This is a genomic window from Actinomycetota bacterium (assembly GCA_019347575.1).
Classification (GTDB): Bacteria; Actinomycetota; Nitriliruptoria; order Nitriliruptorales; family Nitriliruptoraceae; genus JAHWKY01.
The window spans coordinates 37,842-63,189 of the sequence record JAHWKY010000026.1 but is presented as its reverse complement, the minus strand read 5'-3'; the positions used below and the strand labels follow the sequence as shown (position 1 = coordinate 63,189).

Sequence of the window (25,348 nt, the reverse complement as noted above, 5' to 3'; positions counted from 1 at the left end):
CAGCGTCACGCGACCTCGCCGCTGCCCTCGGATCCGGCGAGGCCGAGGCTGCCGGGGACGATGCGCTCGCCGGCCTCGGTGGCGGTGGCCGCCGCGCGCCGACCCGCTCTCGCGAGCACGGCGCGGTGAGCGTCGACCAGCAGCCGCGGCAGGGGTTCGGGCAGCGGCACGCCATCGCGCAGGGCCGCATCGACACGGCGGCGCGGCAGGAAGAGGGGCGAGGGCAGCCGCTCGCCCCCGACGGGACGTACGAGCTCGGCGACCGTGGCCGCGACCTCGGCGCGCACGCGGGGATGCCGCGGACCGGGGACGACGACCGGCAGGACGCGGTCGTCGGGGACGCCGGCGTCGAGTACGTCGCCGATCACCCTCACGAGGCTGTAGCTGCCCTTCATCCCCGGCGCCCCCACCACCACGACGACGTCCGCGTGGGCGACCACCGTGCGGCTCATGAGGTTGCGCTCCTGCACGTCGATCGAGCCGCTGTCGGCCTCACCCTCGAGGTCGGCATCGATGTCGCACACGAGCACCCCGAAGATCCGCTGGAGCGATGCCAGCGCGGCTTCGAAGGACCGTGGACGCAGCGCCGACCAGAAGCGCGCACGACGCAGACCGAGCAGCAGCCGGTACCCGCGCGCGGGCACGTCGTAGGTGACGTCGAGGACGCTGTCGGGCCGGGGGGTGCGTCCGCGGTGCACCTCGACCAGCTCCTGCACGCCCGGGACGATGTCGCGAGCGTCGTGCAGCATCGCCTGCTCCCCGTGCCGGCACAGGTCGGCCAGGAGCACCGAGCCGTCCTGCGCCACGGACGCCAACCCCTGGGCCAGTGCGATAGCGACGGTCGACGCCCCGGTCCCGCCGGGACCGGTCACGGCGACGACCGTGCCGGGGTCGCTCGCTGCGACCACGTCGGTCGCTGCGTCCCGGGTCGCGGCTGCGCCGCCAACCGGCGTCGCGTGAGCCGCGAGCACCTCGAGCAGCTCGTCGCGACCGAACGTCGAGGGCAGCACGCTGACGGCGCCCAGCTCGTACCAGTCCCGTCCACGGTCATCATCGGCGACCACGATCACGGGACAGCCGTGGTCGCGTGCAGCTGCGAGCAGGTCACGGTCCACAGCGGGTAGGTCACCGTCCACGAGCACGGCCGAGTAGGCGCGTCCCCCGTCGAGGCGGGTGCGCAGCTCGTGTGCCGACACGCACTTGAGGAACTCGGCCGGGATGGCGCCCGCCGTCGCCCACTGGGCGAGGTCACGGAACCACCCTGCACGAGGTCGGCTCAGACCCAGGACGACGTAGCGTTCCCGCGGGGCCGTCACCTCAGGGCGCCTCGGGTCGGAACGGTGGCGGCGTTGCGGCCGCGTCCCCCTCCCGTGCGGGACGGGTCACGAACACCTCGGCGGCGTCGACGGCGTTGGCGATGGCGAGAACCTGATCGGCGCTGGTGACCGCCACCGTGAAGACGAGACCGTCCTCGCCGAACGTGCCGCTGCCACCCTCGACCGCCACGACCCGCGCGCCCCGCACGACGTACGCCGAGAACGAGCCGCCCGCGTCGCCTCGGTAGGTGGCCACGACGTCGACGGTCTCACCCGGTCGGATCGCTCCCATCAGGGCGCGGCTGCGAGGCACCGCGAACGAGATGGTCTGGTGGCCGCTGTCACTCGTGAGCTGCACGACGTCGGTGCGGTTGACGATGTCCCCCGCGCCGAGGGGTCCGAGGGTGACCAGGTCGACGAGCTCGTCCGAGCGCTCCTCGGGCACCGCTCGGTCGGCCTGCGCGTCGGGGAGGTCGATGGCGACCGTGGTCAGGTCGCCCGCCTGCAGGCGCGTGCCCACCGGCAGGTCGCGCGCCGCGACCACGTAGCGGGTACCGGGCTCGGCGGTGGCTCCGGTGTACGCCGCGAACGTGCCCACGGCTGCGGCGGCGACGAGGAAGCCGCCGACGACGGCGCGGCCACCGGGCAGACCACGGCGGGGACGGACGGTGCGATCGTCGCGGGAGGGGTCGGGGCGGGGCATCGCGGCGTCGCGGCCCGCGGTGGTCGTGGTCCCCAGATCGGCCACGTGCTCCCCTCCCCCGTCGCGACGGCGACGGTAGCCGACCGGCCACGCAGCGCGTCGTGGCGATGTGGTCTAGCACGTGGTAGCGTGAGATGCAACGGGATGGAGGGACCTGTGGCGGGTGACGGCTGGCTGAGCACGAACGAGGCGGCGCGGCGGCTGGGCATCAACACCCGCACCCTCTACCGGCTCATCGACGAGGGCGCGCTGACGGGGTACAAGATCGGGCGCGTCATCCGCATCAAGGAGGAGGACGTCGAAGCGTTCCTGGACTCGTCCCGCATCGCGCCCGGCAGCCTCGCCCACCTCTACCCGGACTGATCCGAGCGACGGCGCATCCGCACCGTTCGGGACCTCGCTACGTTCCTGGGGTTCGGAGTGAGGGGACGCCGTGCGCGCCGCTGTCGGGGTGGTGTCCATCGCGGTGCTCGTGGGCGTCGTGCTGGGTGGCGCGTCGGCCGCCGCGCAGGAGCCGTGGCCGCCCCCCGAGTGCGTCGCGGCTGACGCCATCGGCGACGTCGAGGACCTCGCCACCGACACGGTCGCTTGCCTGGTCATCGACAGCGCAGCGGTGGGTGGACGGGTCCCAGTCAGCTACCACCTCCCCGCGGCCTGCACCGAGGACGAGCCCTGCCCCGTGCTCTACCTGCTGCACGGCTTCTCGGGGACCTACACCTCGATGCTGGGGAGCGCCGACGCCCCGACCGCCTGGGTCGCCGCCCTCACCTCCGCGCCGCCGGTCGATCCGGGCGAGGTCGACGACCCCTGGAGCTACCACGACCCGGCCGGCTGGGTCCCCGCCCCGCCGCTCGAGATCATCCTCGTCGCCCCGCACGGTCGCACCGTGCCCGGCGGTCACGGGCCGGACGCGCACCTCGATTCGTTCTGGACCGACTGGAACCCGCGCTACGCCTCGGGCGGTGAGGCGCAGTCCTACGACACCCCACCGCCGCGGTTCGGAGCGCTGCTTCTCGACGAGCTGATCCCCTTCGTGGACGCGACGTTCCCCACACGCGCCGCACGCGGCGAACGCGGCTGGCGCGGGATCTCCGGGGTCTCGCTCGGGGGCTACGGGGCGTACCTGCAGGGGCTGCGCCAACCGGATGCGTTCGCCACGATCGGATCGGTATCGGGTGCGATGAACTTCCTGTTCGCCCCACCGCCGGGCGAGCCGCTGAGCCTGCCGCTTCCGACCGAGGGCGGCACGGTGCTGCCGGGTCTGCTCGGCGGGGCGCCGCTGCCGCCCGGACCGGCGCAGGGGTTCGCGGTGGCGTTCACCGCGCTGGGCGACCCGGTAGCGGACCAGCCCTACTACCGCGGCAACATGCCCGTGGACCTCGCTCGTAACGGGCGGGCGTTCGCCGCCGACGGTGTCCCGGCCCTGCACCTGCGATCGTTCGTCAACGATGCCGTGCCCCGGCGCGGCGAGGACCTCGCCGACCCGCCCGGCTACTTCGGGGCGCAGGCGTTCGAGTCCATCGTCCTGCCGATGAACCTGGAGCAGGACCGAGCCTTCGAAGCGGCCGGGGTCACGCGCACGTTCGAGATCCACCCCGGACTGCACAGCGGCGTGTACTGGAACCCCTGGCTCCGTGAGCACCTCGAGGCGCAGGCTGCGCGCTTGCATCCCGACGGCGATCCGCCCCCGCTGGCGACCACCTTCGACCACCGCTCGATCGAAGCGTCTTTCGAGGTCTGGGGCTGGCGCTTCGACATCACCGACCGCAACGACCCGCAGTTCCTCGACCTGACCGAGGTGTCGTGCCAGGCGCTGACGCTCACCGGCACCGGAACGATCACCGTCACCGTGCCGTCGTCGTGCGCGACCGGGCTCGACGGGGCGCGCACGTTCGACGTCGACCTCGGCCCGAGCGGGGCGCTGGTGCTGCCCACCGGCATCGACCTCGCCGCGCGTACCGTCACGGTGGAGCTCGACCCGCTGCCCGTTGCGCCCGACGACCCAGCCGCCCCGGCCCCCGACACGTCGGCTCCGGGCGCGACGCTGCCGACCACCGGCGGAGGGGCGGGCGTGGCGCTGGCCGCGCTCGCCATCCTCATGGCCTTGGGTAGTGGTTACTCCCGGTTCTCCGGGAGAACACCCGACACAGAGCCGTGATGGCCTAGGTCGGGCTGATCTCACCGAAGCGGGTGCGGGCGGCGTCCTCGATGCTCGCGCGCAGATCCGGGGACGTCTCGAGCATGTCGCGGAACTCGCGCAGGTTGAGCACGTCGATGGTCATCGGGGTCAGCGCCTTGACGGTCGCCGTGCGCGGCACGTCGAACAGCAGACCGATCTCGCCCAGGAACGAGCCGGGACCGACCTCGGCGACCTGCTCGTCGCCCTTGAAGACGCCGGCGGTCCCCTCGACGACGATGACGAACTCCCGCCCCTGCTCGCCCTCACGGGTCAGGGCGCGGCCCTGCTCGACCTCGATCTGGGTGATGAGGTGATCGATGCGCGCGAGCTCGTCGTCGCTGCACGACGCGAAGAGGTCGACCTCTCGCAGCTTCTCGATCTGCTCCCGCTGGCCGCGCTTCACACCGGTCCCCCCGGTCGGTCCGCGCGACGCTAGCAGTCCACTAGGACTACGCGATGGCGTTGAGGATGCTGGGGTCGAGCTGATCGAAGCCCTTGAGGTACTCGATGCGCTCCGCCTTCAGCGTCTCGACCCGCTCGCGGTACTCGTCCTGCCGCCCCTGACGCTCGTAGAGCTTGCGCGGCTGCAACAGCTCGTCGTCGTCGATCCCAGCGACCGACGTGGCGACGTAGTAGCCGAAGTCGGGGTCCTCTTCCCACTCGATGGAGCGTGCGATGACGCCCTGCACGATGGCCGAACTGTGCGGGATGCGGACCTTCTTCGAGCGGTCCTCGTCGTCGGGGCCGCCGACGCGCCCCGTGTTCATCAGGAACACCTCGAGGTCGGGCATCGTGTCGAGCAGTTCGAGCAGTCGGTTGGCCTGCCACGCGTCGTTGCTGAAGAAGAACGGGTTGGTCCCTGGCACTCGCAGGTTCTTGCCGGCCTCGGCTGCGCCACCCGCGGAGGTCCCCTTCGTCTCGCCGAGCATGAAGAACGCGGCGGCTTGCTCGCGCTTGAGCTTGGCGACCGCGGGGATGATGTTCTCGTTGCGGTTGAGGATGAGCAGCACGTCGGCGTTGGGCAGATCGCGCGGAGAGCGGTGACGGATGATCTCGAGCGGGAAGGTCGATCTTCCGTTGGCGGTGTGAACGGTGTCGAAGAAGTCGACCTTGCCGTCCTCGGTGACTCCGACGTTCTCGAGCCAGGCGCGGGGGTCGGTCGTGCCACCGTAGATCGTCGGCTCGTCGTCGGGATCGAGGCCGTAGGTCTTGGCGAAGCAGCCGTCCTCCGTGGTGCGGACCTCGCCACCCGGGAGGAGCGCGATGAAGTCGTCCTGCACGGGCAGCGAACCGAGCTGCTGGCGGAACGTCGTCGTCGTCTTCCCGGTGCCCGACAGCCCGATGATCAGCGCGAGCTTCTCCTCGCCGTCGGGGGTGTTCGCGGCTGGGAACGTCTTGCACCCGGCGTGCATGGCGAGCCCGCCACGGTCGTAGACCAGCTTGTTCCACATCCTCAGTCCGCCCATCTTGGACTCACCGAAGTAGTCGGAGCCGAAGACGCGCGTCACGTAGTTGTCGAGGTCGACGATGATGAGCCGGTCGTCGGGCACACCCGGCGCCATCAAGCCCGGGGTGTAGATGACCGAGAACTCGGCCTCGAAACCGTCCTCGCGGGGGAAGTACAGCTGCTGCTGCATCGCGGGGATGTTGGCCTGGGTCTTCTCGATGTACAGCTGCGACGCGGTGCGGAAGTCGGGGTCAGGGCCGATGTAACCCTCGATCAGGATCATGTCCTGGTCGGCGATGTAGGCGTCCTGCTTGGCCGCCCAACCGTCGGCCTCGGAGCGCGACATGCGCTGCTGATGGATCTCCTCGTCGGCCACGAAGAACGTTGAGCGCTTGAGTCGAGCCGTGACGTCGGCCTGGTAGTTGAGGTTGCCGAACTGGGTCTCGGTCACCCGTGGCATGTGCTCGAGCACCCACGCACGCATCTGCTCCTGCGTGGGGTTGACCTCGACGGACCGGGCCTCGGGGAGCTGGAACGCCACGGCTGCGATCTCCTGTGATCCGAACGGGGATGCTGCCGCTTCGCCACGGCGGCCCTGGACCTGGGAGCCTATCAGCGGCCGGTTGGGCGGCAGGAACCGACCGCGGTCGTTCGCAGAGTGCCCCGCGTCCCCGCGCGGAGGTTTGACCGGCCGAGCGGTGACTGGTTCGCTAACGCCTGGTAACGGGGGAAGAGACTCGCGCTGAGACCGGCACAATAGGGCCGGACGAGACGGGCGCGAACCCGGGAGGCGAACCTTGCCAGCGATGTCGAAAGCCCACAAGCAGGCACTGGCGAAAGGCCGCAAGCAGGCCCGCGCCGTGCGCGATTACCTCGAAGCGCTCGATCGGACCAAGAAGCGCGGTCCGAAGCCGGACAAGAAGGCCCTGTCGAAACGGCTGAGTGACCTCGAAGGACAGATCGGCGCGGAGGACGATCCCGCCAAGAGGCTCGAGCTGGTCCAGAAGCGTATGGATGTCCAGGAACGTCTGACCGACATCGAGGACAAGCCCGCGGTCGACGAACTCGAGAAGGAGTTCGTCAAGGTCGCCGCCGAGTACGGCGAGCGCAAAGGGATCAGCTACCCGGCGTGGCGCGAGATCGGAGTCCCGGCGTCGGTGCTGCAGGAAGCAGGGGTGAAGCGCACCCGGCGAACCTGATCAGGCCGCGACCGTGACCCTGACGGCCTGCCGGGCACGTTCGGCGCAGCCGTCGAACGCGGCGATGAAGCGCTGGCCGTCGAGGCGGTAGCTGTCGAGCAGGGCGGGATCGTTGGCCAGGCTCTCGACCAGATCGAACTGCGTGTAGAGGTCCTCGGCGAACATCTGGCGTCGGCGAGCAGCGGCACGACGGAGGGTCTCGATGCCCGCGTCCACCTGCGCGTCGAAGTCGCGAGCGAGCTGGTCGGCGATCTCGTCCAGCCGCTGGATCATGCCCTCGCGCATGCGTTCGATCCCCGAGCCGCCGAGCATCCCCGACAGCTTCCAGCCGACGAGCGCCCCGCCGAGCAACCCCAGCGGACCCAGCAGCCCACCGATGGCGAGCATGGCCATGCCGCCGCCGGTCAACGCGCCGCCCGCCGCGCCGGCCATCGCGGTCTGCTTCTTGCGGTCCTCCGCGCGGGCGAGCTCCTGCAGGTGCTCGGGAGCGACCAGCAGCGCGCCCCGCCCGAGGTTGACCTCGGGGATGTTGGGGGAGAAGTCGCTCATGACCGCGTGGAACTGCGCCTCGAGCGCGGCACGGACACGATCGGCGATCGTGCGGAAACCATCCGCGAGGTTGCGGGACGCCACCTCGCCGGCGACCTCGATCTCGCGGCGGAACTTGCCCGCGAAGCGCTCGAGCTCCTCGACCTCCTGCATCCGGCTGACGGCACCCTTGGCGCGCGAGAACGGCTGCAGCAGCATCCCGCGGATTCGCATCTTCAGGGGACCGAGCTCGGTCATCGCCGAGTTGACGACGCGGTCGTACTCGGCCTCGAGCTCCCTGACGTTCCCGTCGAGCTGCACCCGTCGTTGTGCGAGCTGCGCGGGATCGTCGAGCAACCGCAGACGTACCTGCACGTCGCTCTTCGCCATCTTCGTCAGTTCGACGATGCGCCGAGCCGTATCCGCGAGCACGTCCGCGCCGGCGACCTCGGTCAGGTACAGCTCGAGCTCGCGCATGAGCCGGTCCGCACCGGACCGCTTCCACTTGTCGATGTCGTCCTCGAGCTGGGCGTTCCAGGCCTCGAGGGCACAGACGGGGTAGACGCGGACCTCGCCGGTTCCGCCTGCGCGGCGGGTGGCCTCCACGATCTTGCGCCCCGCGTACTCGAGCACCGCGTTGCGCGTCTCGACGTCGTAGAAGTGCTGGGGGTACATGTTGCACACGAGGAAGGTCTTCTTGAGGTTGCGGGCGACGATGTGCTCGAGGAAGCGCATCTCGGTCGCGCTGACGTTGGGAGGGCTGAGGAACACCACGACCCCGGCGTCGCAGATGTCCAGCTCCTGCATCGTGCGCTCGGTGTAGACCTCGTCGGCGTGTGCGTCATCGAGCCCGGGCGTGTCGATCAGCCGGGTCCCGTTGCGCAGGAACCCGACGGGGACGCGCTGGTGGACGTAGGTGACGCCGAGCTGGTTGTTCGCGTTGGACTTCTGGCTCGTGTACTCGGCGACATCCTCGACCGCCACGTGCCGGACGCTGCTGTCGGCGAAGTGAACCTCCGCCTCCGGCGTCTCGCCGTAGCTGCAGTAGACCGGCACCGCGGTCTCGGGTGTCACGTGCATCTCGCTGACCTGACGGCCGACCAGCGCGTTCATCAGGGTGGACTTGCCGCGCTTGATGAGTCCGAACACGCCGACGGTGAACGACGTGGCCTCGAGGTCGTTGCGGATGAGCATCAGCTCGTTGGTGACGAGGCTGTCGGAGACCGACTGGCCCTCGATCTCGAGCGCCCGTCGCTCGAGGAAACGGTCCCAGACCTCCTCGAAGTGACGCAGCGCTTGCAGGAGCGACCCGCGTTCGACGTCGAAGCTGTCCAGGAACTCGGCCATCGAGGCTCCTCCGGGCGTGCCTGCACACGGCCCTGTCCATCCGTTCGGCACGAACCGTACCCACCTTGACACTGGCTACCGACGAGGGGCCGACGTCGCGGCCGGGTGACTCGGAAGGACTAGACGAATTGGTCCTTCCGTGGCTGGGGGGTCGCCCGGTGGGTCGGTACAGTCTCGTGTGTAGAGATGCCGGTGTGACTCTCCCCTCAGGTCACGCTGGCGGGTGGATAACCAACGGAGCGGGTCTCTCCCCATCCCCTCTCCCGCTCCGTAGGGAACCACCACGCGGAACCCCTCCTCCGGGAGGGGTTCCGCGGTTTTGGCCCAGTGGGTGCAACCAGACCCGCCCTCCGGGTCCAGATGCACACGCTGCGGCTGTCGCGAACCCAGTGGGTGCAACCAGACCCGCCCTCCGGGTCCAGATGCACACGCTGCGGTTCGGATCAGGTGGTGGCGGCTATCAGCACGTCGCACGGGGCGGTGTGGCTGACGGTGTTGGGCACCGATCCGAGCACGAACCGCCGCGCGCCCCGCATGCCCCGGTTGCCCACCACGATGCAGCCGGCGCCGAGGTCAGTCGCCGCCTTCACGAGCATCTCCGCGGGGTCGCCCTCGCGGTGCAGGGTGCGCACGTCGTCGTCGGGGTAGGGCTCGACGGCCTGGCGCAGGATGTTCTCGGATCGGTCCGGCGCCCCGATGTAGACGACGTGCACGGTGGCGCCCGTGGCCCGACCCAGCTCGACCGCCCGTCGCACGGCCTCCGACGCGGTCACTGAACCGTCGGTCCCCACCACGATGTCGCGGTAGATGCTCACGGGCTGTCGCCGGGGAAGCGGGTGCGGTCGAAGCGGTAGGCGTCGTCGCGCCAGACGTAGACGTCCGTCGTCCACGCGGCGACCGGGAGCGGGCTGTCGTCACAGGTGGCGTGGACCTCCGCCGACCCGTCGCCGTCGGTGTCCTCCAGTTGCGCCCCGACGACCCCGTAGGTGTGGGACCCCGCGTGGCAGCCGCCCTGGGCGGTCAAGGGGTCGAAGCGTCGGGCACCGTCCGCCGCCCGCCACAGCGTCAGCGACTGGCCGGATGCACCCACCGACTGCGACACGGCGATCTCGGTACGGCCGTCGGCGTTCACGTCGCGGACCGACAGGTTGTCGACCCGGTCGGCCGCCCCGCCGTCGCCGGTCCACTCGATGCGGTACTCGGCGCCCGCCCACCAGGCGACCTCGACCCTCGAGACCGAGGCCGCGGTCTGGACGTAGACGAACACGATCTCCTCCACGGCGTCGCCATCGACGTCGATCGCCACGTGCTCGAGGTCGCCGGCACCGTCGGGGTGGTGCCCCTGGATGAAGCGCGCGCGATCGGTGTCCGTGGGATCGTGGGGAGTCGGCGACACCTCCTCCAACGGGGAAGGTGACGGGGACGGTGCGGGCAACGGTGTGCTCGGCGTCGCCGGAGGCGATGGCGGGTCGACCGGCACAGCCGTCAGGCTCGGGCGGGCGGTCGGCTCCGGTGCGGCGTCGTCGCCGCCGCACGCCACGGCCAGCACGGCCATCAGCGCGCACGTCCCGATCGTCCGTCTCATCACGTCCTCCGTCGCGGCATCTTGCCAGGGGTCGGCTCAGCCACCTGCGTCGACCAGCCGCGCGATGTCCTCCTCCAGGGCTACGACGCCCTGACGCTGCAGCTCCTCCACAGCCGCCCGGGTCGACAGCTCCGCCGCGTCCCACAGACCGCGGTCGACATCGGCGTAGATCCGGGCCACGAGCTCTCGTGGAGTGTGCGGGGCACGCGCGAGCACGGCGATGATCTGGCGCATCCGGAACTCACGGTGGGCGCGGTAGTAGGCGATGACCTCGGTGGCATCGCCGGCGACCAGCTCGGGCCCGTGGCCGGGGTAGAGCGCATCCGGGCCGACACCGAGCACGCGTCGCAGCGACTCGAGGTAGGCCCCGAGGTCCCCGTCGGGGTAGGCGACGACCGAGGTCCCGCGGCCGAGGATGTGGTCGCCCGTAAGGAGAGGACCGTGCGGCAGCCGGAACGCGAGGTGATCCGCCGAGTGTCCCGGGGTCGCCACGACCGCCACGGTCGCGCCCGAACCCGGCATCGCGACGAGGTCCTCGGCACCGAGCACGAGACCATCGGGGCCGGCCACATCGGGGCGTGCTGCCGCCACGCGACACCCGAACCGAGACGCCCAGGCGAGGGCTGCCTCGGCGTGATCGCGGTGGTGGTGGGTCACCAGGATCAAGGCGACCTCGGCGTCGAGCTCAGCGATCGCCGCTTCGACCGCAGCGAGGTGCTCGGGGTCCTCAGGACCCGGATCGACCAGCAACACCACCCCCGCCCTCGGTTCGCCGACGAGGTAGGTGTTGGTCCCATCCAAGGTCATCGGCGAGGCGTTCGGGGCGAGCACGCGGGTCACCCGAGGGTCGAGCTCCACCGTGGTCGGCATCGTGCCGAACGGAGGAAGGTCCCACGTCGCGCGTGGGTCGGCGGGCGGCTCGAGCGCGGCCAGCGGATCGGCGGTCACGCTCCGAGCGTATGCACCTCTCGGCTCAGCCGGGTTCGGGGGGGCCGCCGTGGGGGTGCTGGACGAGCAGCTCGCCCTCGGGGCCGCGGATGATGCGAGGTTGGACGCGGCGGCGGTCAGTCTCGCGCGCCGCAGCGGCCGCGAACGCGGTGGCAGCGGTGGGGTAGGCAGACAGGGCCGCGAGGTTCTTGCGGGTCGGGTAGACGATCGTGACCGCGCCCCGCTCGGCCTGCGCGAGGGCCTCACTCGGCGCGATCCAGCGCGAACCGGTGGTCTCGACGTGGTTGTGCGCGGCCACCTCGGCCTGCTCGTCCGGTAGCTGGGCGAGGAAGAAGCGCGTGTCGAAGCGCCGGTGCACGCCAGCAGGTGTGGCCCACCACGAGAAGAGCGCGAGCGCGCTGAGATCGAGCGCCAACCCCTCGGCCGCGAGCCAGGGCCGCCAGTCCCACGGCTCGCCGCGCACGTTCAGCCGTCGCCGCGCCTCGACGTACGTCTCGGTCGCGAGCAGCGCGGCGTCGACCGGACCGTCGGGGGAGGTGGCCAGCAGCACCCCGGCCTCCTCGAACGTCTCGCGGACCGCGGCGACGTGGAGACCGAGTGCGTCGGCTGGGGCGTCACAGGACAGCTCCCGTGCCAGCTCCGATGCCTCGGGGCCGGACCAGCGCCCCGCGTCCAGCGAGCGGTCGGTGTCGTCGACCTTCCCGCCCGGGAAGGCGTACGCCCCGCCCGCGAAGTCGCTGTCGAGGTGGCGCTCGAGCATCAGCACCTCGAGCCGCTCATCGCCGCCCCGCAGCAGCATCACCGTGGCCGACGGCGTGGCGGGTACCTCCTCGCCGGTGATCTCGCCGACGCCGATGCGTTCCGCCACTGCAACCTCCCGCGCCGCTCGTGCGTCACGGAGGGCGAACGGCGTGCGCCGAGCACCGTAGAGGGGGATACTGCGGCCCGCCGAACCCGGCGGGGGCGGTCCGGAACCTCACGGGAGCGGGGCGCGTCTGACGAGGTGAGTCAACAGCAGGCGCGGAAGGGTGGAGATCGTGCGACGACGGCGGGGTGTCGGCGCGTTCGCGTTCGTGTCCCTCCTGGCCTGGTCGCTGTTGCTCACCTTGGCTCTCACCGCGACACCGGCAGGAGCCGGGGAAGCCGACGCTGCGCTCACCGCCGAGGAACTCGGGCTCGAGGTCCGAGCCGGGTTCTCGGACGACCACGGCTTCGGCTGGGTACCGGTTACCGTGCGGCTCGCCCCGACCCGCGTCTTCGCCGGCACGATCTCCATCGGCGCCCACCTGTCCGTCGCCGAGATGGTCGAGGAACGCGAAGTCGAGGTCCCGGCCGGCTCGGAACAGGTGTTCCGCTTCCTGATCGCACCGACCGAGCGCATCCGGGTGCGGGTGAGCGAGGACGGTCGCGACCCGCTGGAGCGGGCCGTGACGCTGCGGCTGATGACCTCCTCGTACGCCGTCGGGGTCGTGGGAGAGGTGCCGGCCACCGCCCCGACGATCCAGTTCGCCGCGACGCAGGAGACCGCGCTGCTCGTCCCAGTCGATCCCGCCTGGCTCGAGGTGTCTCCGCGTTCGATGCAGTCACTGTCGACCCTGATCATCACCGCCGACCAGCTCGTGGCGCTGCCGGACGAGGGTCGCACCGACCTGGCCACGGCCGTCACGTCCGGGCTCGACCTCGTCGTGTCGACGACGACTCCCGGGCCCGTCGATCTCGGCCTGCCCTGGAGTCCCGCGACGGCGGTCGAGCCAGCCGGTGAGGCTCCGGCGCTCGTGCCTGCCGAGGGTGCACGCACGATCGAACGTGACGACGCGGTCATCGCGGCGGCGACGATCGCCGGACGCGGCCGGGTCACCGTGACCGCCGCCGTGCTCGGCGAGCCGCCCCTCGGCACCGACGCCGGACTGTGGAGCCAGCTCGCCCCCAAGTCCGTCGGGTCGGTGGAGCGTCCTCCGAACTTCGACGACAACCACTCGGTCACCGGCATCGCGACCGAGGCGGTCGGCAGCCAGGGCCTCGACGTGCCGTCGCTACCGTGGCTGACGGCCTTCCTGGTCGGCTACGTGCTGCTCGTGGGTCCCGCGAACGGCCTGATCCTCAGACGACTGCGTCGCCCCGAGCTCGCCTGGGGGACGGTGCCGGTCATCACGCTGTTGTTCGCTGGAGGCGGCTTCCTGGCCGCGACCGGCTCCCAACCGCCGGTCGGGCTGCAGGGAGCGACGAGCTGGTGGCTCGACGGGAGCGGTGCGGAGCTCGTGACCGCGGTCGTCCGCGCCCCGACCCCCGGCGAGCACCAGGTGGTGCTGCCTGGGACCGACTGGGACGTGATCCCCCAATCGTTCTCGGGACCCGCGCACCTCTCCCGGGGCTCCGACCGGGTCGAGGTCGAGTTGCCGCTCGAGTCGCTGCAGGTCGGTTCGGTGGTGGCGTGGCGACCGACGGCGCAAGCGCCTCCCCTCGACGTGGTCGCCGAGGTCGATGGCGACGAGCTCACCGTCGAGGTCACCAACCTCGGCGACGCCGTCCTGCAGGACGCCCGGATCCGACTGGCCACCCGCGCCGTGCGCCTCGACGACATCGGACCGGGCGAGCGCACGAGCGGCACCGTCGCGCTGCCCGAGCGGCTCGGTACGGTCGACCCCTACCTCGATCCGTTCCAGGGACTGCGCAAGGCCAACGGCCAGCCCACACCGCCGGGCGCGTTCGCAGCCCTGCTCCGGAACTCGATCCTCGACGGGAGCCCTGGGGCGGTGTTCGTGACTGGCGCCTACGCCACCGAGGAGGACGCGACCGGCGCGGTCGAGGTCGACGGCCGCCCGGCCCGCGACCTCGGTACCTTCGTGGCGGTCGGCATCACCCCATCAGCGGATGGCGTCGCGAGCCCCGCGCTGACGCCCCGCGCGGTGCTCACCAGCCGCGGGTTCGGCGACCTCTGGCGTCCTGGGCCGCTGGCGGTCGAGGGTTCGGGACAGGTGCTGTTGCGCTTCCGGCTGCCTCAGACCGACGGCGACACGCTCGTGGCGACGCTCGGGGCGCAGGCGGGTCACCTGCTCGAGCCCGGTGGCCCGGTGGCCGTGCCGGGCGACTGCTTCGACCAGGACGGGATCACCGTCTGCCCCGGCGGGGCGGGTCTACCACCCCTACCCCAAGCGATCCCAGCCCCACCCCTTCCCGACTGTCCCCCCAACGCGGAGTGCAGCTTCGATGGTGAGGTCTTCGAGATCTGCACCTCCGACGGGGACGTCGTCGAGTGCAGCGCGATCGTCCAGTCCGAACCGATGCCTCCACCCCCGCCCGACTTCCCCTTCCCCGGCGGACAGGTCCGCCTGTCGGTGTGGGACCACGTGGCCGGTGAGTGGCGCCCCTTCGACGAGGCGTTCCGGGAGGAGCGTAACGGCGAGGTGACCGCCCCGGCGGAGCCCTACCTCCTGCCGCTCGGTGACGTCTACATCCGCGTCGAGGGCGAGTTCTTCCCGTTCGACTTCTCGGGACGAGGCCTGACCCTGCGACAGAGGGCGATGACGTGACCGCGACCGCAGTACCGCCCGACACGTCGGCGTCCGAGGTCGTCCTCGGTGACGCGGCGATCACGGTCCGGGGTCTCGTGAAGCGCTACGGGCATCTCCGGGCGGTCGACGCGCTCGACCTCGACGTCCCCAGCGGGGCGGTGTTCGGTCTGATCGGGCCCAACGGGGCGGGCAAGACCACGACCATGCTCGCGATCGTCACGCTCCTGACCCCGGACGGCGGCTCGATCGAGGTCTGCGGGTTCGATCCGACCACCGATCAACGCGAGGTGCGCCGTCGCGTGGGCTACATGCCCGACTTCTTCGGCACCTACGACGGGCTCACGTGCGCCGAGTACCTCGACTTCTTCGCCAGCGCCTACCACCTGTCCGGGCCCGAGCGGCGCCGGCAGGTCGGCGACCTGCTCGAACTCGTCGAGCTGAGCCACAAGCGCGACACCGACGTGTCGGGGCTGTCGCGCGGCATGCAGCAGCGGCTGTCGCTGGCCCGGGCGCTGGTGCATGACCCGGAGGTGCTGGTCCTCGACGAGCCCGCGTCGGGTCTCGATCCGCGGGCCCGGGTGGAGCTGCGCGAGATCCTGCTCGAGCTGAGCCGGCAGTCACGCACGATCCTGGTGAGCTCGCACATCCTGGCGGAGCTCGAGGAGCTGTGCGACCAGGTCGGCATCATCGAGGCGGGCAAGGTCCTGGCCCAGGGCACCCCCGACGCGATCCGGGCCACGCTGGCATCGGCGATCACGATCTCGATCCGCATCCTGGGGGACGAGGCGACCGTCGAGCGCGCCGTGGCGACGATCGGACGCCACGGTGGCACAGCGATCGCGATCACCGGCAACCGCATCAACACCGAACTCGCCGGGAGCGAGGAGGCGGTCGCCGACCTGCTGGCGGATCTCGTCACCGACGGGATCCGGGTCGTGGACTTCCGGGAGGCGCGGGGCGGCCTCGAGCACCTGTTCCTGTCGGTCACGGAAGGGATCGTGCGATGAAGGCCCTGGCGGTGAACCCGGTCCTGCGTCGTGAGCTGCTGGAGCGCTGGCGCGGCCGCCGCACCTTCGTGGTCCTGACCGCCTACGTCACCACACTGGCGCTGCTCATGCAGTTGCTGTGGTGGTGGGCGAACCACGACATCGAGCAGCACGCGCGCTTCGCCGGGTTCGAGGACTTCGCACTGAGTCCGTCGCTCGGGCGCTTCCTGTTCGACAACCTCCTGGGGTTCGTGCTCCTGCTCGTGCTGTTCATCGCTCCGGGGTACGCGGCGGCCCAGATCGCCGGGGAACGTGAGCGCCGGACGCTGTCGCTGCTGCAGGTGACCCTGGTGCGGCCGTGGTCGATCGCGTTGGGCAAGCTCGGGGCGTCGGTCGCCTGGCTGCTGCTGCTCGTGGTCGCCGCGCTGCCGTTCGGGGCGGCCACGTTCTTCCTCGGCGGGGTCTCGGCCGGTGACCTCGCGAAGGGCGCACTCGCGCTGATCGTCATCGCGATCTCCCTGGCCGCGATCAGCCTCGGGATCTCGTCGTTCGCACGCCGCACGTCGGCGGCGGTCGTCACGACCTACGGCCTGGTGCTGTTCCTGACCATCGGGACGGGCTTCGGCCACCTGATCGAGACGTCGGTGCGTGAGCTCAACTTCACCGGCAGCACATCGATGTCGCTGCACCTCAACCCCTTCTACGGCGTGGCAGACGCGGCCGGCGCAGCGCGGCAGCTGTACGTCGGCCGCGAGCTGCCGACGCTGCTGTCGCCGTTCGCATCGCAGCTGCCGTTCGGAGATGGAGGGATGGAACACGTGATGCTCGAGGGCGGGTTCGTCGAGGGTGAGTTCCTCGACGCGCCGGCGTTCTTCGAGGAGCGGATCTTCGAGGAGCAGGGCTTCGTCGGTCCCGACTTCGTCGGCTTCGACGAGGAGCCCGAGGACGTGTGGTGGCGGGTGCTGGCTATCTACGCCGGACTGGGCCTCGTGGGCTTCGTGGTGGCGGCGCGACGCCTGCGCCCCGACCGGGTCCCGCCCCGGTACCGCCGACGCGTGAAGGGCGCCAACGGCACCCTGATCGAGCCGCTGCCCGACCTGACCGTTGACCCGCCGCCCGCGACGGCGGCCGGTGACGACGAGGAGGTTGTGAGGTGACTGGGCCGACCCCCAACCTCGACCGGCTCGTGACCCGTGCGCGTCGGCGCATGCGCGCCAACCGCGCCATCGCGGCGGGCGCGCATGCACTCATCGCGGCGGGCGCCGTCGGCGTCGTCTGGGGCATCGCCTCACGGCTGTGGCTGCTGCCCGACGCGGACGTGGTCCTGGTGGCGCTGCTCGGCACGGCCGTCGCTCTCACCCTCGCGGTCGCCGCGAGCGTCCGCATCCCGTCGGTGTGGGCGGCCTGGGCAGCCGACCGCTGGCTGGGGACACACGACCGGTACGCCACCGCCGTGGAGCTACGCGAGCGCGAGAGCCGGTCACAGCTCGCGCTGCCGCAGATCGCCGCGGCCGAGGCTGCGGCCGGGTCGGTGGAGTCGTGGCCCGACGGGTTGCGCCGCCCCGGCAGGCTCCACGCCCTCGGCGCCGTCGCGATCCTGGCCGCCGTCGCCCTGGTCGCGGCGCCCAACCCGATGGACGAGGTACGGGCCGAGCGTGCCGCCGTCGAGCAGCTCCTCGACGACGAGGCGGAGCAACTCCGTGAGGAGGCAGCGGAACTCGCGCGCCCCGGCGATCCCGAGCGCGACGCGCTCGCTGCCGAGCTGGAGCAGCTCGCCGAGCGGCTCGAGAGCGGTGAGCTGGAACAGGCGCTGGAAGCGCTCGCGCGTTCGCGGGCGGAGCTCGCGGAGCAGCTCGACCGTGACCTGGCGTCCCAGCGCACCGCCTTGACCGGACTCGCGCGCGATCTCGCTCGCTCGCCACTGGGAGCCGGCGACACGGTCCGGTCGCAGCTCGAGGATCTGGCGCGCCAGGCTGAGCAGCTGTCCGACGAGGAGGCCGCCGCCACCGCGGAGCGGCTCGCGGAACTGGCGGAGTCGCTCGCGTCGGGACAGCCCGAGGTCGCTGCGGCGCTGGGTCAGGCTGCCGACGCGCTGGCCAGCGGGCAGGCCGGTGAGGCCGCCGGGGCGCTGGCCGAGGCATCCGAAGCGGTCGGTTCGGCGCTCGACCACCTCGACGCGCAGGGCGCCACGGCGCAGGCCGAGGGCGCGGTCAGCGGGGCGCTGCAGCGCCTGCGCAACCCGGCGGCGGGCGGGGGCCAAGGACAAGGCCAGGGCCAAGGCCAGGGGCAAGGCCAGGGGCAAGGCCAAGGACAAGGACAAGGGCAAGGCCAAGGACAAGGACAAGGGCAAGGCCAAGGACAAGGACAAGGCCAAGGACAAGGACAAGGGCAGGGCCAAGGCCAGGGCCAAGGGCAAGGACAGGGCCAGGGACAGGCGCAGGGGAACACCGGTGGGGGTGGCAACCCGACCGGGACGCAGGGACAGGGCGACGCGACGCCGGGAGAGGGCCCGGGCAACGCCGCCGGTGCCGAGACACAGCCCGACCTCGCGACGGTCTTCGATCCGCCGCAGCTGGCGGGCCCGGACGGGGACGACATCCACCTCGGCGGGCGCGACTCGGGGCAGGGCGAGCAGGCCACGGTCGGGCGGGGCGAGGGCGAGGGCGTGCGCAACGAGGCGCTGGTGCCCTACCTGGATGTGCTCGCCCGCTACCGCGACGCCGCGACCGAGGCGATCGAGCGCGCCGGGTTCCCGGTGCGCCTCCGCGACCTCATCCAGGGCTACTTCGACCGCATCGGGACCGGAGGTTGACGATGGACGCTGACGGCTTCGCGGATCTCGCAGGCCGCGTCGAGTCCGAGATCCGCAAGGTGATCGTGGGGCAGCGCGAGCTGGTCCGTGATGTGCTCGCGGGCCTGTTCGCCGAGGGCCACGTGCTGCTCGAGGGCGTGCCTGGCCTGGGCAAGACCGTGCTGCTGCGGACCCTGGGCGAGGCGCTGCACCTCACGTTCACGCGCGTGCAGTGCACCCCGGACCTGATGCCCGCGGACATCGTCGGCACGACCGTGCTCGGCGAGGCCATGGAGGCCACGTTCCGCCAGGGGCCGGTGTTCACCCAACTGCTGCTGGCCGACGAGATCAACCGCGCCACGCCGAAGACCCAGAGCGCCCTGCTCGAGGCCATGGCGGAGCGACGCGTCACCGTCGGCGGGGTCACCCGCGACCTGCCGCGGCCGTTCTTCGTGATGGCGACCCAGAACCCGATCGAGATGGAGGGCACCTACCCGCTGCCGGAGGCCCAGCTCGACCGCTTCCTGGTCAAGGTGCTCGTGCCGTTGCCGACGGCGGACGACCTCGTCGACATCCTCGACCGCACGACCGGCGTCGACACCCCCATCGCGGAGCCGGTCGCGACCGACCGCGACCTCGTGGCGGCCATCCGACTGGTGCGTGAGGTGCCCATCGCGTCGCACGTCACCCGCCACGTCGTCGATCTCGTCGAGGCCAGCCACCCGACCTCGGCGACCGCACCCGACGTCGTGCGTCGCTACGTGGCGCATGGCAGCTCGCCGCGTGGGGCGCAGTCGTTGGTCCTCCTCTCGAAGGTGTACGCCCTGTTCGATGGGCGCCTCCAGGCGTCGGTCGAGGACGTCCGCGCCGCCGCCTACCCGTGCCTGCGCCACCGGCTCGTGCTCGGCTACGAGGCGCTGCCCGCCGGCATCGTCCCCGACGACGTCATCGACGCGGTCCTCGAGGCGGTCCCGGTTCCGGGACCGCCGGTCAAGGGCGCGGTGTGAGCCGACTGCTGTCCACCGACCTGGTCGCGGGGCTGTCACGGTTCCGTCTCCAGGCGCGGCGCCGCGTCGCGGGGCGCTACGCCGGTGGGCACGCATCCCGTCGCTTCGGCAGCTCGCTCGACTTCGCCGACTACCGCGAGTACGTCGCGGGCGACGATCCCCGACGTCTCGATCTGCCTGCCTACCTGCGGCTGGGACGGATGCTCGTCAAGCTCTACGAGGCCGAGGACGAGGCGGCCCTGCGCATCGTGCTCGACCGTTCGGCGTCGATGACGTTCGGGGACAAGCTCAGCGCCGCGCAGCAGGTCGCGGCCGCGTTCGGGGTGCTCGCCACCAACGGTCAGGACCGCGTCCGGCTGATCGCTGCCGATGGCGATGCCGTAGCTGCCGGTCCGTGGCTGCGTGGCCCGTCGGCACCCTACGCCCTGGAGGACCAGCTCCTGGCGGCCGTGTCTGCGGTCGGGGGCGACGAGCCCGCCGGCCGCCCCGACCTCGTCGCCGCGCTCCGACGCGCCCACGGCGAGGGACCGACAGGGCCGGTCGTGCTGATCAGCGACCTGCTGTTCGACGGTTGGGACGAGGTCGTGCGCACGCTCGCGGCAGGGCGGGGCGACGCGCTGCTGGTGCAGGTCCTCGGGCGTGACGATCTCGACCCGCCCGAGCGCGGGGACCTGCGACTCGTCGACGCCGAGACCGGCGAGGAGGTCGAGGTCGGCATCGCCGAGGACACCCTCCGTCAGCACGCAGAGGTCCGCGACGCCTGGCTCGACGCCATCGCGGAGGCGTGCGGTCGGCACGGCGTGGTGCTGTCGCGTCTGGTCGACGACGAACCGGTCGATCGGCTCGTGTTCGAAGCGCTCCGGCGGCTCGGGGTGGTGGCGTGAACCTCGCGGTCCCCATCGGCCTCGGGGCCGCCGCCCTCGCGGTCCCTCTGGTGGTCTGGTACCTGCTGCGCTCGCGCCGTCCCGCCGTCCGGGTCGCCTCGACCTACCTCTGGGGGCACACCGATCGGTCCGTGACCGCCGCCGTGCCCTGGCAGCGCTTCCGACCCGACGCCACGTTCTGGCTCGTGCTGCTGGCGATCCTCGCGGGAGCGGTCGCACTCGCGCGTCCGTTCGTGACCGTCCCGGCGGAGCTGGGCGACCACACCATCCTCATCGTCGACGCGTCCGCATCGATGCTCGCCGACGAGGAGGGTCCGACCCGACTCGAACTGGCGCGACGGGAGGCAGACGAGCTCGTCGCGCGGATGTCACCGGGGCAGGAGATCTCGGTCGTCGAGGCGTCGAGTCGTGCCCGCGTGCTGCTGTCCGCCTCCTCGGACCCCGCCGCGATCCGGCGTGCGCTCCGTGCGGTCCGCCCCACCCACGGCGCCGCCGACCTCGTCGACGCGTTCACGCTGGCAGCAGCGCTGCAGCGCCCCGCCCAGTCGACCGTGCTGCACCTGCTGACCGACGGCGCGGTGCCGACCGAGGCGCAGGCCGCCGTGCCCGAGGAGCTGGTCGTGACCGCCGTGGGCATCGACCGACCGAACCTCGCCGTGACCCGCCTCTCCGCGGTCCCCCTCGGGGCGGGTACGAACCAGGCCCTGGTGCAGGTGCGCAACCTCGGCCAGCTCGGAGCGGACGCCGTGCTGACCCTGTCGGTCGACGGCATCGACGTGGTCGAGGAGACCGTCCACCTCGCGCCCCGCGGGACCGAAGACCGTGTGCTGACCGTGCCGGCTGGCGACGGCGAGATCCTGCGCGCCCGCGTCGAGCCGGTCGGGACCGACGTGACGGGAGTCGCGGTCGGTGATGCGCTCGGGCTCGACGACCAGGCGTTCGCGGTGCTGGCCGCGCCGCGCGAGCTCACGGTGATGATCGCCGGTCCCGGCAACGTGTTCCTCGAGGCCGCGTTCGCAGCGGTGCCGGGTGTGACCGTGCAGACCTCCCCCGTCGTCCCGACCAACCTGCTCGAGGTCGACCTGCTCGTGGTCGATCGTGTCGCCGCCCCGGGCGCCCCGACCCTGCCCACGCTCTACGTCGCTCCCGCCGAGCCACCGGCCGGCGTCGTCGCCTCCGGCGAGGTGGAGCTGCCGCCTGTCACGTTCCAGGATCCCGCCCACGAGCTGCTCGCGGACGTCGACCTGTCCGAGATCGCGATCGCGGCCGCGACGAGCTACGACGCGGCCGCGTTGGCGCAGGTCGTCGGCGGCCCCGACGGGGCGCTGGTGCAGGCGGGGCGGCTCGACGGAGCGCCGGTCGTGCTGGTCGGGTTCGACCTGCTCCAGTCCAACCTCCCTCTGCTGACGGCGTGGCCCGTGTTCGTCGCGAACGCGGTGTCGTGGCTCGCAGGCCCTCCCGCGACCGCTCCCGCCATCGCCGGTTCGACCGTGGCGCTTCCCGCCGATGCGCCAGGTGCGGACGGCGACGGAGCCATCACCGTGGCTCCACCCAGTGGCGACCCGGTCAGCGTCGATCCGCTGCGCCCCCAGCTGCTGGTCGACCAGGTCGGGGTCTGGCGCATCGAGGGCGGCTCCGACGCGGCACCCGCGGCGATAGCGGTCAATGCGGAGCCGACCGAGGCCGACCTCTCCCGAGCGCGCCCCGACCCCGTCGAGGCCCGCGCTGAGGCCGACGTGGTCCGATCGGGCGCGGCCGAGGGCCGCCGCAGCTTCGCCCCGTGGCTGGTGCTCGCGGTGGCGGTCCTTGCGGCCGCCGAGTGGCTGTGGGTCCACGTCGGACGGCGTTGGCGGTCGCGCCACGGCGGTTCGGGACGTGAGCGTGGACCCGTGCGGCGCGGTCGCTTCGGGCGGGGTCGGGGCGCGGAGCCCGCCGACGCCGCGGGAGGTGCGGCCTGATGCGTCTCGCGTTCGATCATCCGCTGTGGCTGTTCGGACTCCTAGTCGTCCCGCTTATCGTGTGGGCGGGGCTGCGCCGAGGCGGCCCGGTGGCGGCGGTGCGACCGCGCCAGCAGCGCGCCGCCACGTGGCTGCGTGCCACCGCGATCGCGCTGCTGGTCCTCGCGCTCGCCGCACCCCGGTGGGCCTCGGCGGGGCGCGACGTCGACGTCGCGTTCCTGGTGGACGTGTCGGACTCGGTCGGCGGCAACCAGCACGACGCACGCGATTGGGTGGACGCTGCCATCGCCGCCAAGCCGGAGGGTGACCGCGCCACGCTCGCGGTGTTCGGCCGCGACGCACGCCTCGAGTACACGCTGCGCCCCGACCCACCCACGGACGAGTTCGCCACCGTGGTAGACGCCAGCGCCACCGACCTATCCCGAGCGCTGCGGCTGGCTCAGGGCGCGCTGGGCAGCCAGCAGCGGCGACGGGTCGTGCTGATCACCGACGGACGCGAGACGTCCGGCGATGCGCTCGCCGCCGCCGAGGAGCTGGCCGTCTCCGGCGTCGCGGTCGACGTCGTGCCGATCGCGTCGGGTCAGCGCGCCGACGTCCTCGTCGAGTCGGTGCACGCACCGTCGAGGGTGCGCGAGGGTGACGCGTTCGACGTGACCGGGGTGATCCGCAACACGGGCGGGTCCGCAACCGATGTCGTCGTCGTGGTCGAGGCCGACGGCAGCGAGGTGCACCGGGAGTCCGTCTCCGCCGCGCCCGGACGCACCGAGGTCACCGTCCCGCAGGTCGCCGACCGCACCGGCACGGTGCGCTACCAGGTCCGGCTCGCGTCCGGAGCGTCGTCGATCACCGCCAACGACGTCGCCTACACCGCGGTCCAGGTCGACGGGCCGGCACGCGTGCTCGTCTACGAGCACGAGACCGGCGCGGGCAGCGACATCGAGGCCGCGCTCGAGGCGGCATCGGTCCCGGCCGACCGCTCCGGCGCCGAGCAGGCCCCGCTGCCCCCGCTCGACCGCCTCCTCGACTACGACGCGGTCGTGCTCGTCGACGTGCCGGTCAGCGCGATCGGCGAGCAGGGGATGGTGACGCTGGACGCGTACGTGCGCGACGCGGGGCGCGGCCTGGTCACGGTCGGCGGCGACGACTCCTACGGCATGGGCGGCTACGACACCACGCCCCTCGAGGACCTGCTCCCGGTGTTCGCCCGGGTCAAGGACCCCAAGCGCCGACCCTCCGTCGCTGAGGCGCTCGTCGTCGACGTCTCCGGGTCGATGGCCGCGTGCCACTGCCGCGCCGACGGCTTCGGCGGCGGCCCTGGCATGTCGGAGGAGGGCGGGATCAACAAGACCGACATCAGCAAGGAGGCGGTCGCCAGAGCCGTCCGTGCGCTCGAGGCCCAGGACCTCGTCGGCGTGCTGGCCTTCAACGCCAACGCACGCTGGGTCCTGCCGCTTCAGAGCCTGCCCTCGGACGCGGTCGTGGACGACGCCCTCGCCAAGCTGCACCCCAACGGCGAGACCAACGTCCCCGGCGCCATCCGCGAGGCCATCACCGCGCTCAAGGACGCCAACGCCCGGCTGCGCCACATCGTGCTCTTCACCGACGGCTTCAGCGAGAACCCCGACATGCTCGACGTCGCACGGGAGGCCGCCGAGGCCGGGATCACCCTGTCGGTCGTCGCGACCGGCGAGGGCACCGGCGAGGTGCTGCGCCGCATGGCCGAGGCGGGTGGCGGGCGCTACTACCCCGGACGCGACCTGATGTCGATCCCCGACATCATCGTCTCCGAGGTGCAGTTCGCCGCGCGCCCCATCATCAACGAGGGCTCGTTCCTCCCCGTCGTGACCGGCATCGCCCCGGCGACCGAGGACCTGTCCGAGACCCCGCCGCTGCTGGGCTACCTCGCCACGACCGCCAAGCCGACGGCACGGACGCTGCTGCAGATCGGCGAGGAACGCGACCCGTTGCTCGCCACGTGGCAGGCGGGGCTGGGAACCGTGACCGCGTGGACCTCCGACGCGACCGACCGATGGTCGGCGGGGTGGGTGTCGTGGGAGCGCTTCTCGCAGTTCTGGGCCGACGTCGTCAAGGCGACCCTGCCCGCGGACCCCGACCCCAGTTTCGCTGTGTCCGCCACCACCGACGCGGACCGGATCGAGGTGACCGTCGACGCCGCGGAGGTGGTCTCCGGCGACGTCACTGGGCTGGCGACGGTGACCCTGCCGGACGGCAGCCGGGTCGAGGTGCCGCTCGAGCGCACCGACCTCGCCACGTTCTCCGCATCGGTTCCCGGTGGCGGCGAGGGCGTGCACGCGGTATCGGTCCAGCTCTCGCGGGGCGACACCGCGGTGTTCCACGACACCGTCACCGCGATCCGCTCGTACTCGACCGAGTACGCGCTCGACGCCAGCAACGTCGGGCTGGCCGAGCGCATCGCGGAGGCCGGTGGCGGGCGCTTCGATCCTGCCCCCGAGTCGGCGTTCGCGGCCGAGGGCCTCGAACCCGGCGAGGCATCGCGAGAGCTGTGGCCGTGGCTGGCACTGCTCGCGCTGCTGCTGCTGCCCGCGGACGTGGGCCTACGGCGGCTGCGGCTCGAGCGGGGCGACCTCGGCCGCGTGGGCCGCTGGTTCGTCGCGCGCTGGCGCGGGCGCCGCGCCCCGGCCGAGCGCCGCGAGTCCACCGAGGGCCTCATCGCCGCCAAGCGCCGCGCCCGCGAGCGACTCACCGCCGAGCGACCGACCCCCGACCGCTCGGGGGACCATCCCTCTCCGGATACTGGGTCCAGCGCTCCCGTCGACGAGGGAGCGGCGACACCCGCCCCTCCGGAGCCGCCACGGGACGGCGGGCCCGAGCCGCAAGGGAGCGCCGGGGCGGCGGGCCTGCTCGATGCCCGCCGGCGTGCGCGCGGTACCGGGGACGACGAGCCTCACCGGTAGCGTGCGCCCCCCGCCGAGGACA

At 72.1% G+C, this 25,348-nt stretch carries 20 protein-coding genes; 11 read left to right on the top strand and 9 right to left on the bottom strand.

Going from position 1 to position 25,348, the window contains the following annotated elements:
* Window positions 1–5: 5 nt before the first annotated feature.
* Both KY469_16285 and KY469_16280 read right to left on the bottom strand, forming a co-directional pair.
* Window positions 6–1,316 (bottom strand): hypothetical protein, encoded by a 1,311-nt coding sequence (locus KY469_16285; protein ID MBW3664659.1) that lies wholly within the window; start codon window positions 1,314–1,316, stop codon window positions 6–8.
* Between the two features lies 1 nt (window position 1,317).
* Window positions 1,318–2,064 (bottom strand): hypothetical protein, encoded by a 747-nt coding sequence (locus KY469_16280; protein ID MBW3664658.1) that lies wholly within the window; start codon window positions 2,062–2,064, stop codon window positions 1,318–1,320.
* Between the two features lie 111 nt (window positions 2,065–2,175).
* Here KY469_16280 and KY469_16275 point away from each other — a divergent pair, with 111 nt between their 5' ends.
* Window positions 2,176–2,382, top strand: coding sequence for a helix-turn-helix domain-containing protein (locus KY469_16275; GenBank protein ID MBW3664657.1), 207 nt, complete (start codon window positions 2,176–2,178; stop codon window positions 2,380–2,382).
* Between the two features lie 70 nt (window positions 2,383–2,452).
* On the top strand, window positions 2,453–4,177 hold the full coding sequence (locus tag KY469_16270) for an esterase family protein (protein MBW3664656.1): 1,725 nt from the start codon (window positions 2,453–2,455) through the stop codon (window positions 4,175–4,177).
* 4 nt (window positions 4,178–4,181) lie between these two features.
* Here KY469_16270 and KY469_16265 read toward each other — a convergent pair whose 3' ends face one another.
* Complete coding sequence (locus KY469_16265) at window positions 4,182–4,601, bottom strand: cyclic nucleotide-binding domain-containing protein (protein MBW3664655.1); 420 nt, start codon at window positions 4,599–4,601, stop codon at window positions 4,182–4,184.
* A 46-nt stretch (window positions 4,602–4,647) separates the two neighbouring features.
* Window positions 4,648–6,186: a phosphoenolpyruvate carboxykinase gene (locus KY469_16260; protein ID MBW3664654.1), complete on the bottom strand. Its 1,539-nt coding sequence runs from the start codon at window positions 6,184–6,186 to the stop codon at window positions 4,648–4,650.
* 256 nt (window positions 6,187–6,442) lie between these two features.
* On the opposite strand from KY469_16260, the gene KY469_16255 reads away from it, so the two are divergent.
* A complete protein-coding gene (locus KY469_16255) occupies window positions 6,443–6,844 on the top strand; it encodes a hypothetical protein (protein MBW3664653.1) in 402 nt (133 codons plus the stop codon).
* On the opposite strand, the gene KY469_16250 is transcribed toward KY469_16255, so the two are convergent.
* The 5 genes from KY469_16250 to KY469_16230 form a co-directional block, all read right to left on the bottom strand.
* Entirely contained in the window at window positions 6,845–8,719 is a 1,875-nt protein-coding gene (locus KY469_16250) for a dynamin family protein (protein MBW3664652.1), read from the bottom strand. It abuts the gene before it with no gap.
* A gap of 443 nt (window positions 8,720–9,162) precedes the next feature.
* On the bottom strand, window positions 9,163–9,528 hold the full coding sequence (locus KY469_16245; protein ID MBW3664651.1) for a universal stress protein: 366 nt from the start codon (window positions 9,526–9,528) through the stop codon (window positions 9,163–9,165).
* A gap of 2 nt (window positions 9,529–9,530) precedes the next feature.
* Entirely contained in the window at window positions 9,531–10,304 is a 774-nt protein-coding gene (locus tag KY469_16240; protein MBW3664650.1) for a hypothetical protein, read from the bottom strand.
* Window positions 10,305–10,340: 36 nt separating this feature from the next.
* Window positions 10,341–11,174 carry an MBL fold metallo-hydrolase gene (locus KY469_16235; protein MBW3664649.1) on the bottom strand — a complete coding sequence of 278 codons (834 nt, stop codon included), beginning with the start codon at window positions 11,172–11,174 and terminating at the stop codon, window positions 10,341–10,343.
* A gap of 103 nt (window positions 11,175–11,277) precedes the next feature.
* The gene (locus KY469_16230; GenBank protein MBW3664648.1) at window positions 11,278–12,120 is read right to left on the bottom strand and encodes an NUDIX domain-containing protein; all 843 of its coding nucleotides are present in this window, start codon (window positions 12,118–12,120) and stop codon (window positions 11,278–11,280) included.
* Between the two features lie 169 nt (window positions 12,121–12,289).
* Between KY469_16230 and KY469_16225 the strand changes: the two genes are divergently transcribed.
* Genes KY469_16225 through KY469_16190 form a run of 8 tightly spaced genes read left to right on the top strand, consistent with a single transcriptional unit; the run spans window position 12,290 to window position 25,326 of the window.
* Window positions 12,290–14,782 (top strand): hypothetical protein, encoded by a 2,493-nt coding sequence (locus KY469_16225; protein MBW3664647.1) that lies wholly within the window; start codon window positions 12,290–12,292, stop codon window positions 14,780–14,782.
* Window positions 14,783–14,841: 59 nt separating this feature from the next.
* Window positions 14,842–15,771, top strand: coding sequence for an ABC transporter ATP-binding protein (locus KY469_16220; protein ID MBW3664646.1), 930 nt, complete (start codon window positions 14,842–14,844; stop codon window positions 15,769–15,771).
* The gene (locus KY469_16215; protein ID MBW3664645.1) at window positions 15,768–16,907 is read left to right on the top strand and encodes an ABC transporter permease; all 1,140 of its coding nucleotides are present in this window, start codon (window positions 15,768–15,770) and stop codon (window positions 16,905–16,907) included. Before KY469_16220 ends, KY469_16215 begins: the two co-directional genes overlap by 4 nt.
* Entirely contained in the window at window positions 16,904–18,562 is a 1,659-nt protein-coding gene (locus KY469_16210; protein ID MBW3664644.1) for a hypothetical protein, read from the top strand. Before KY469_16215 ends, KY469_16210 begins: the two co-directional genes overlap by 4 nt.
* Window positions 18,563–18,564: 2 nt before the next feature.
* Window positions 18,565–19,548, top strand: coding sequence for an AAA family ATPase (locus KY469_16205; protein ID MBW3664643.1), 984 nt, complete (start codon window positions 18,565–18,567; stop codon window positions 19,546–19,548).
* Window positions 19,545–20,432 carry a DUF58 domain-containing protein gene (locus KY469_16200; GenBank protein ID MBW3664642.1) on the top strand — a complete coding sequence of 296 codons (888 nt, stop codon included), beginning with the start codon at window positions 19,545–19,547 and terminating at the stop codon, window positions 20,430–20,432. The genes KY469_16205 and KY469_16200 overlap by 4 nt, the downstream gene beginning before the upstream one ends.
* Window positions 20,429–22,390: a BatA and WFA domain-containing protein gene (locus KY469_16195; GenBank protein ID MBW3664641.1), complete on the top strand. Its 1,962-nt coding sequence runs from the start codon at window positions 20,429–20,431 to the stop codon at window positions 22,388–22,390. The genes KY469_16200 and KY469_16195 overlap by 4 nt, the downstream gene beginning before the upstream one ends.
* Window positions 22,390–25,326 carry a VWA domain-containing protein gene (locus KY469_16190; GenBank protein ID MBW3664640.1) on the top strand — a complete coding sequence of 979 codons (2,937 nt, stop codon included), beginning with the start codon at window positions 22,390–22,392 and terminating at the stop codon, window positions 25,324–25,326. Before KY469_16195 ends, KY469_16190 begins: the two co-directional genes overlap by 1 nt.
* Window positions 25,327–25,348: the final 22 nt, after the last annotated feature.

Excerpts from the sequence above, each read along its gene's own strand:
- KY469_16250 (MBW3664652.1), bottom strand. The coding sequence starts at position 8,719 with ATGGCCGAGTTCCTGGACAGCTTCGACGTCGAACGCGGGTCGCTCCTG.
- KY469_16240 (MBW3664650.1), bottom strand. The coding sequence starts at position 10,304 with ATGAGACGGACGATCGGGACGTGCGCGCTGATGGCCGTGCTGGCCGTG.
- KY469_16235 (MBW3664649.1), bottom strand. The coding sequence starts at position 11,174 with ATGCCGACCACGGTGGAGCTCGACCCTCGGGTGACCCGCGTGCTCGCC.
- KY469_16215 (MBW3664645.1), top strand. The coding sequence starts at position 15,768 with ATGAAGGCCCTGGCGGTGAACCCGGTCCTGCGTCGTGAGCTGCTGGAG.
- KY469_16205 (MBW3664643.1), top strand. The coding sequence starts at position 18,565 with ATGGACGCTGACGGCTTCGCGGATCTCGCAGGCCGCGTCGAGTCCGAG.
- KY469_16190 (MBW3664640.1), top strand. The coding sequence starts at position 22,390 with ATGCGTCTCGCGTTCGATCATCCGCTGTGGCTGTTCGGACTCCTAGTC.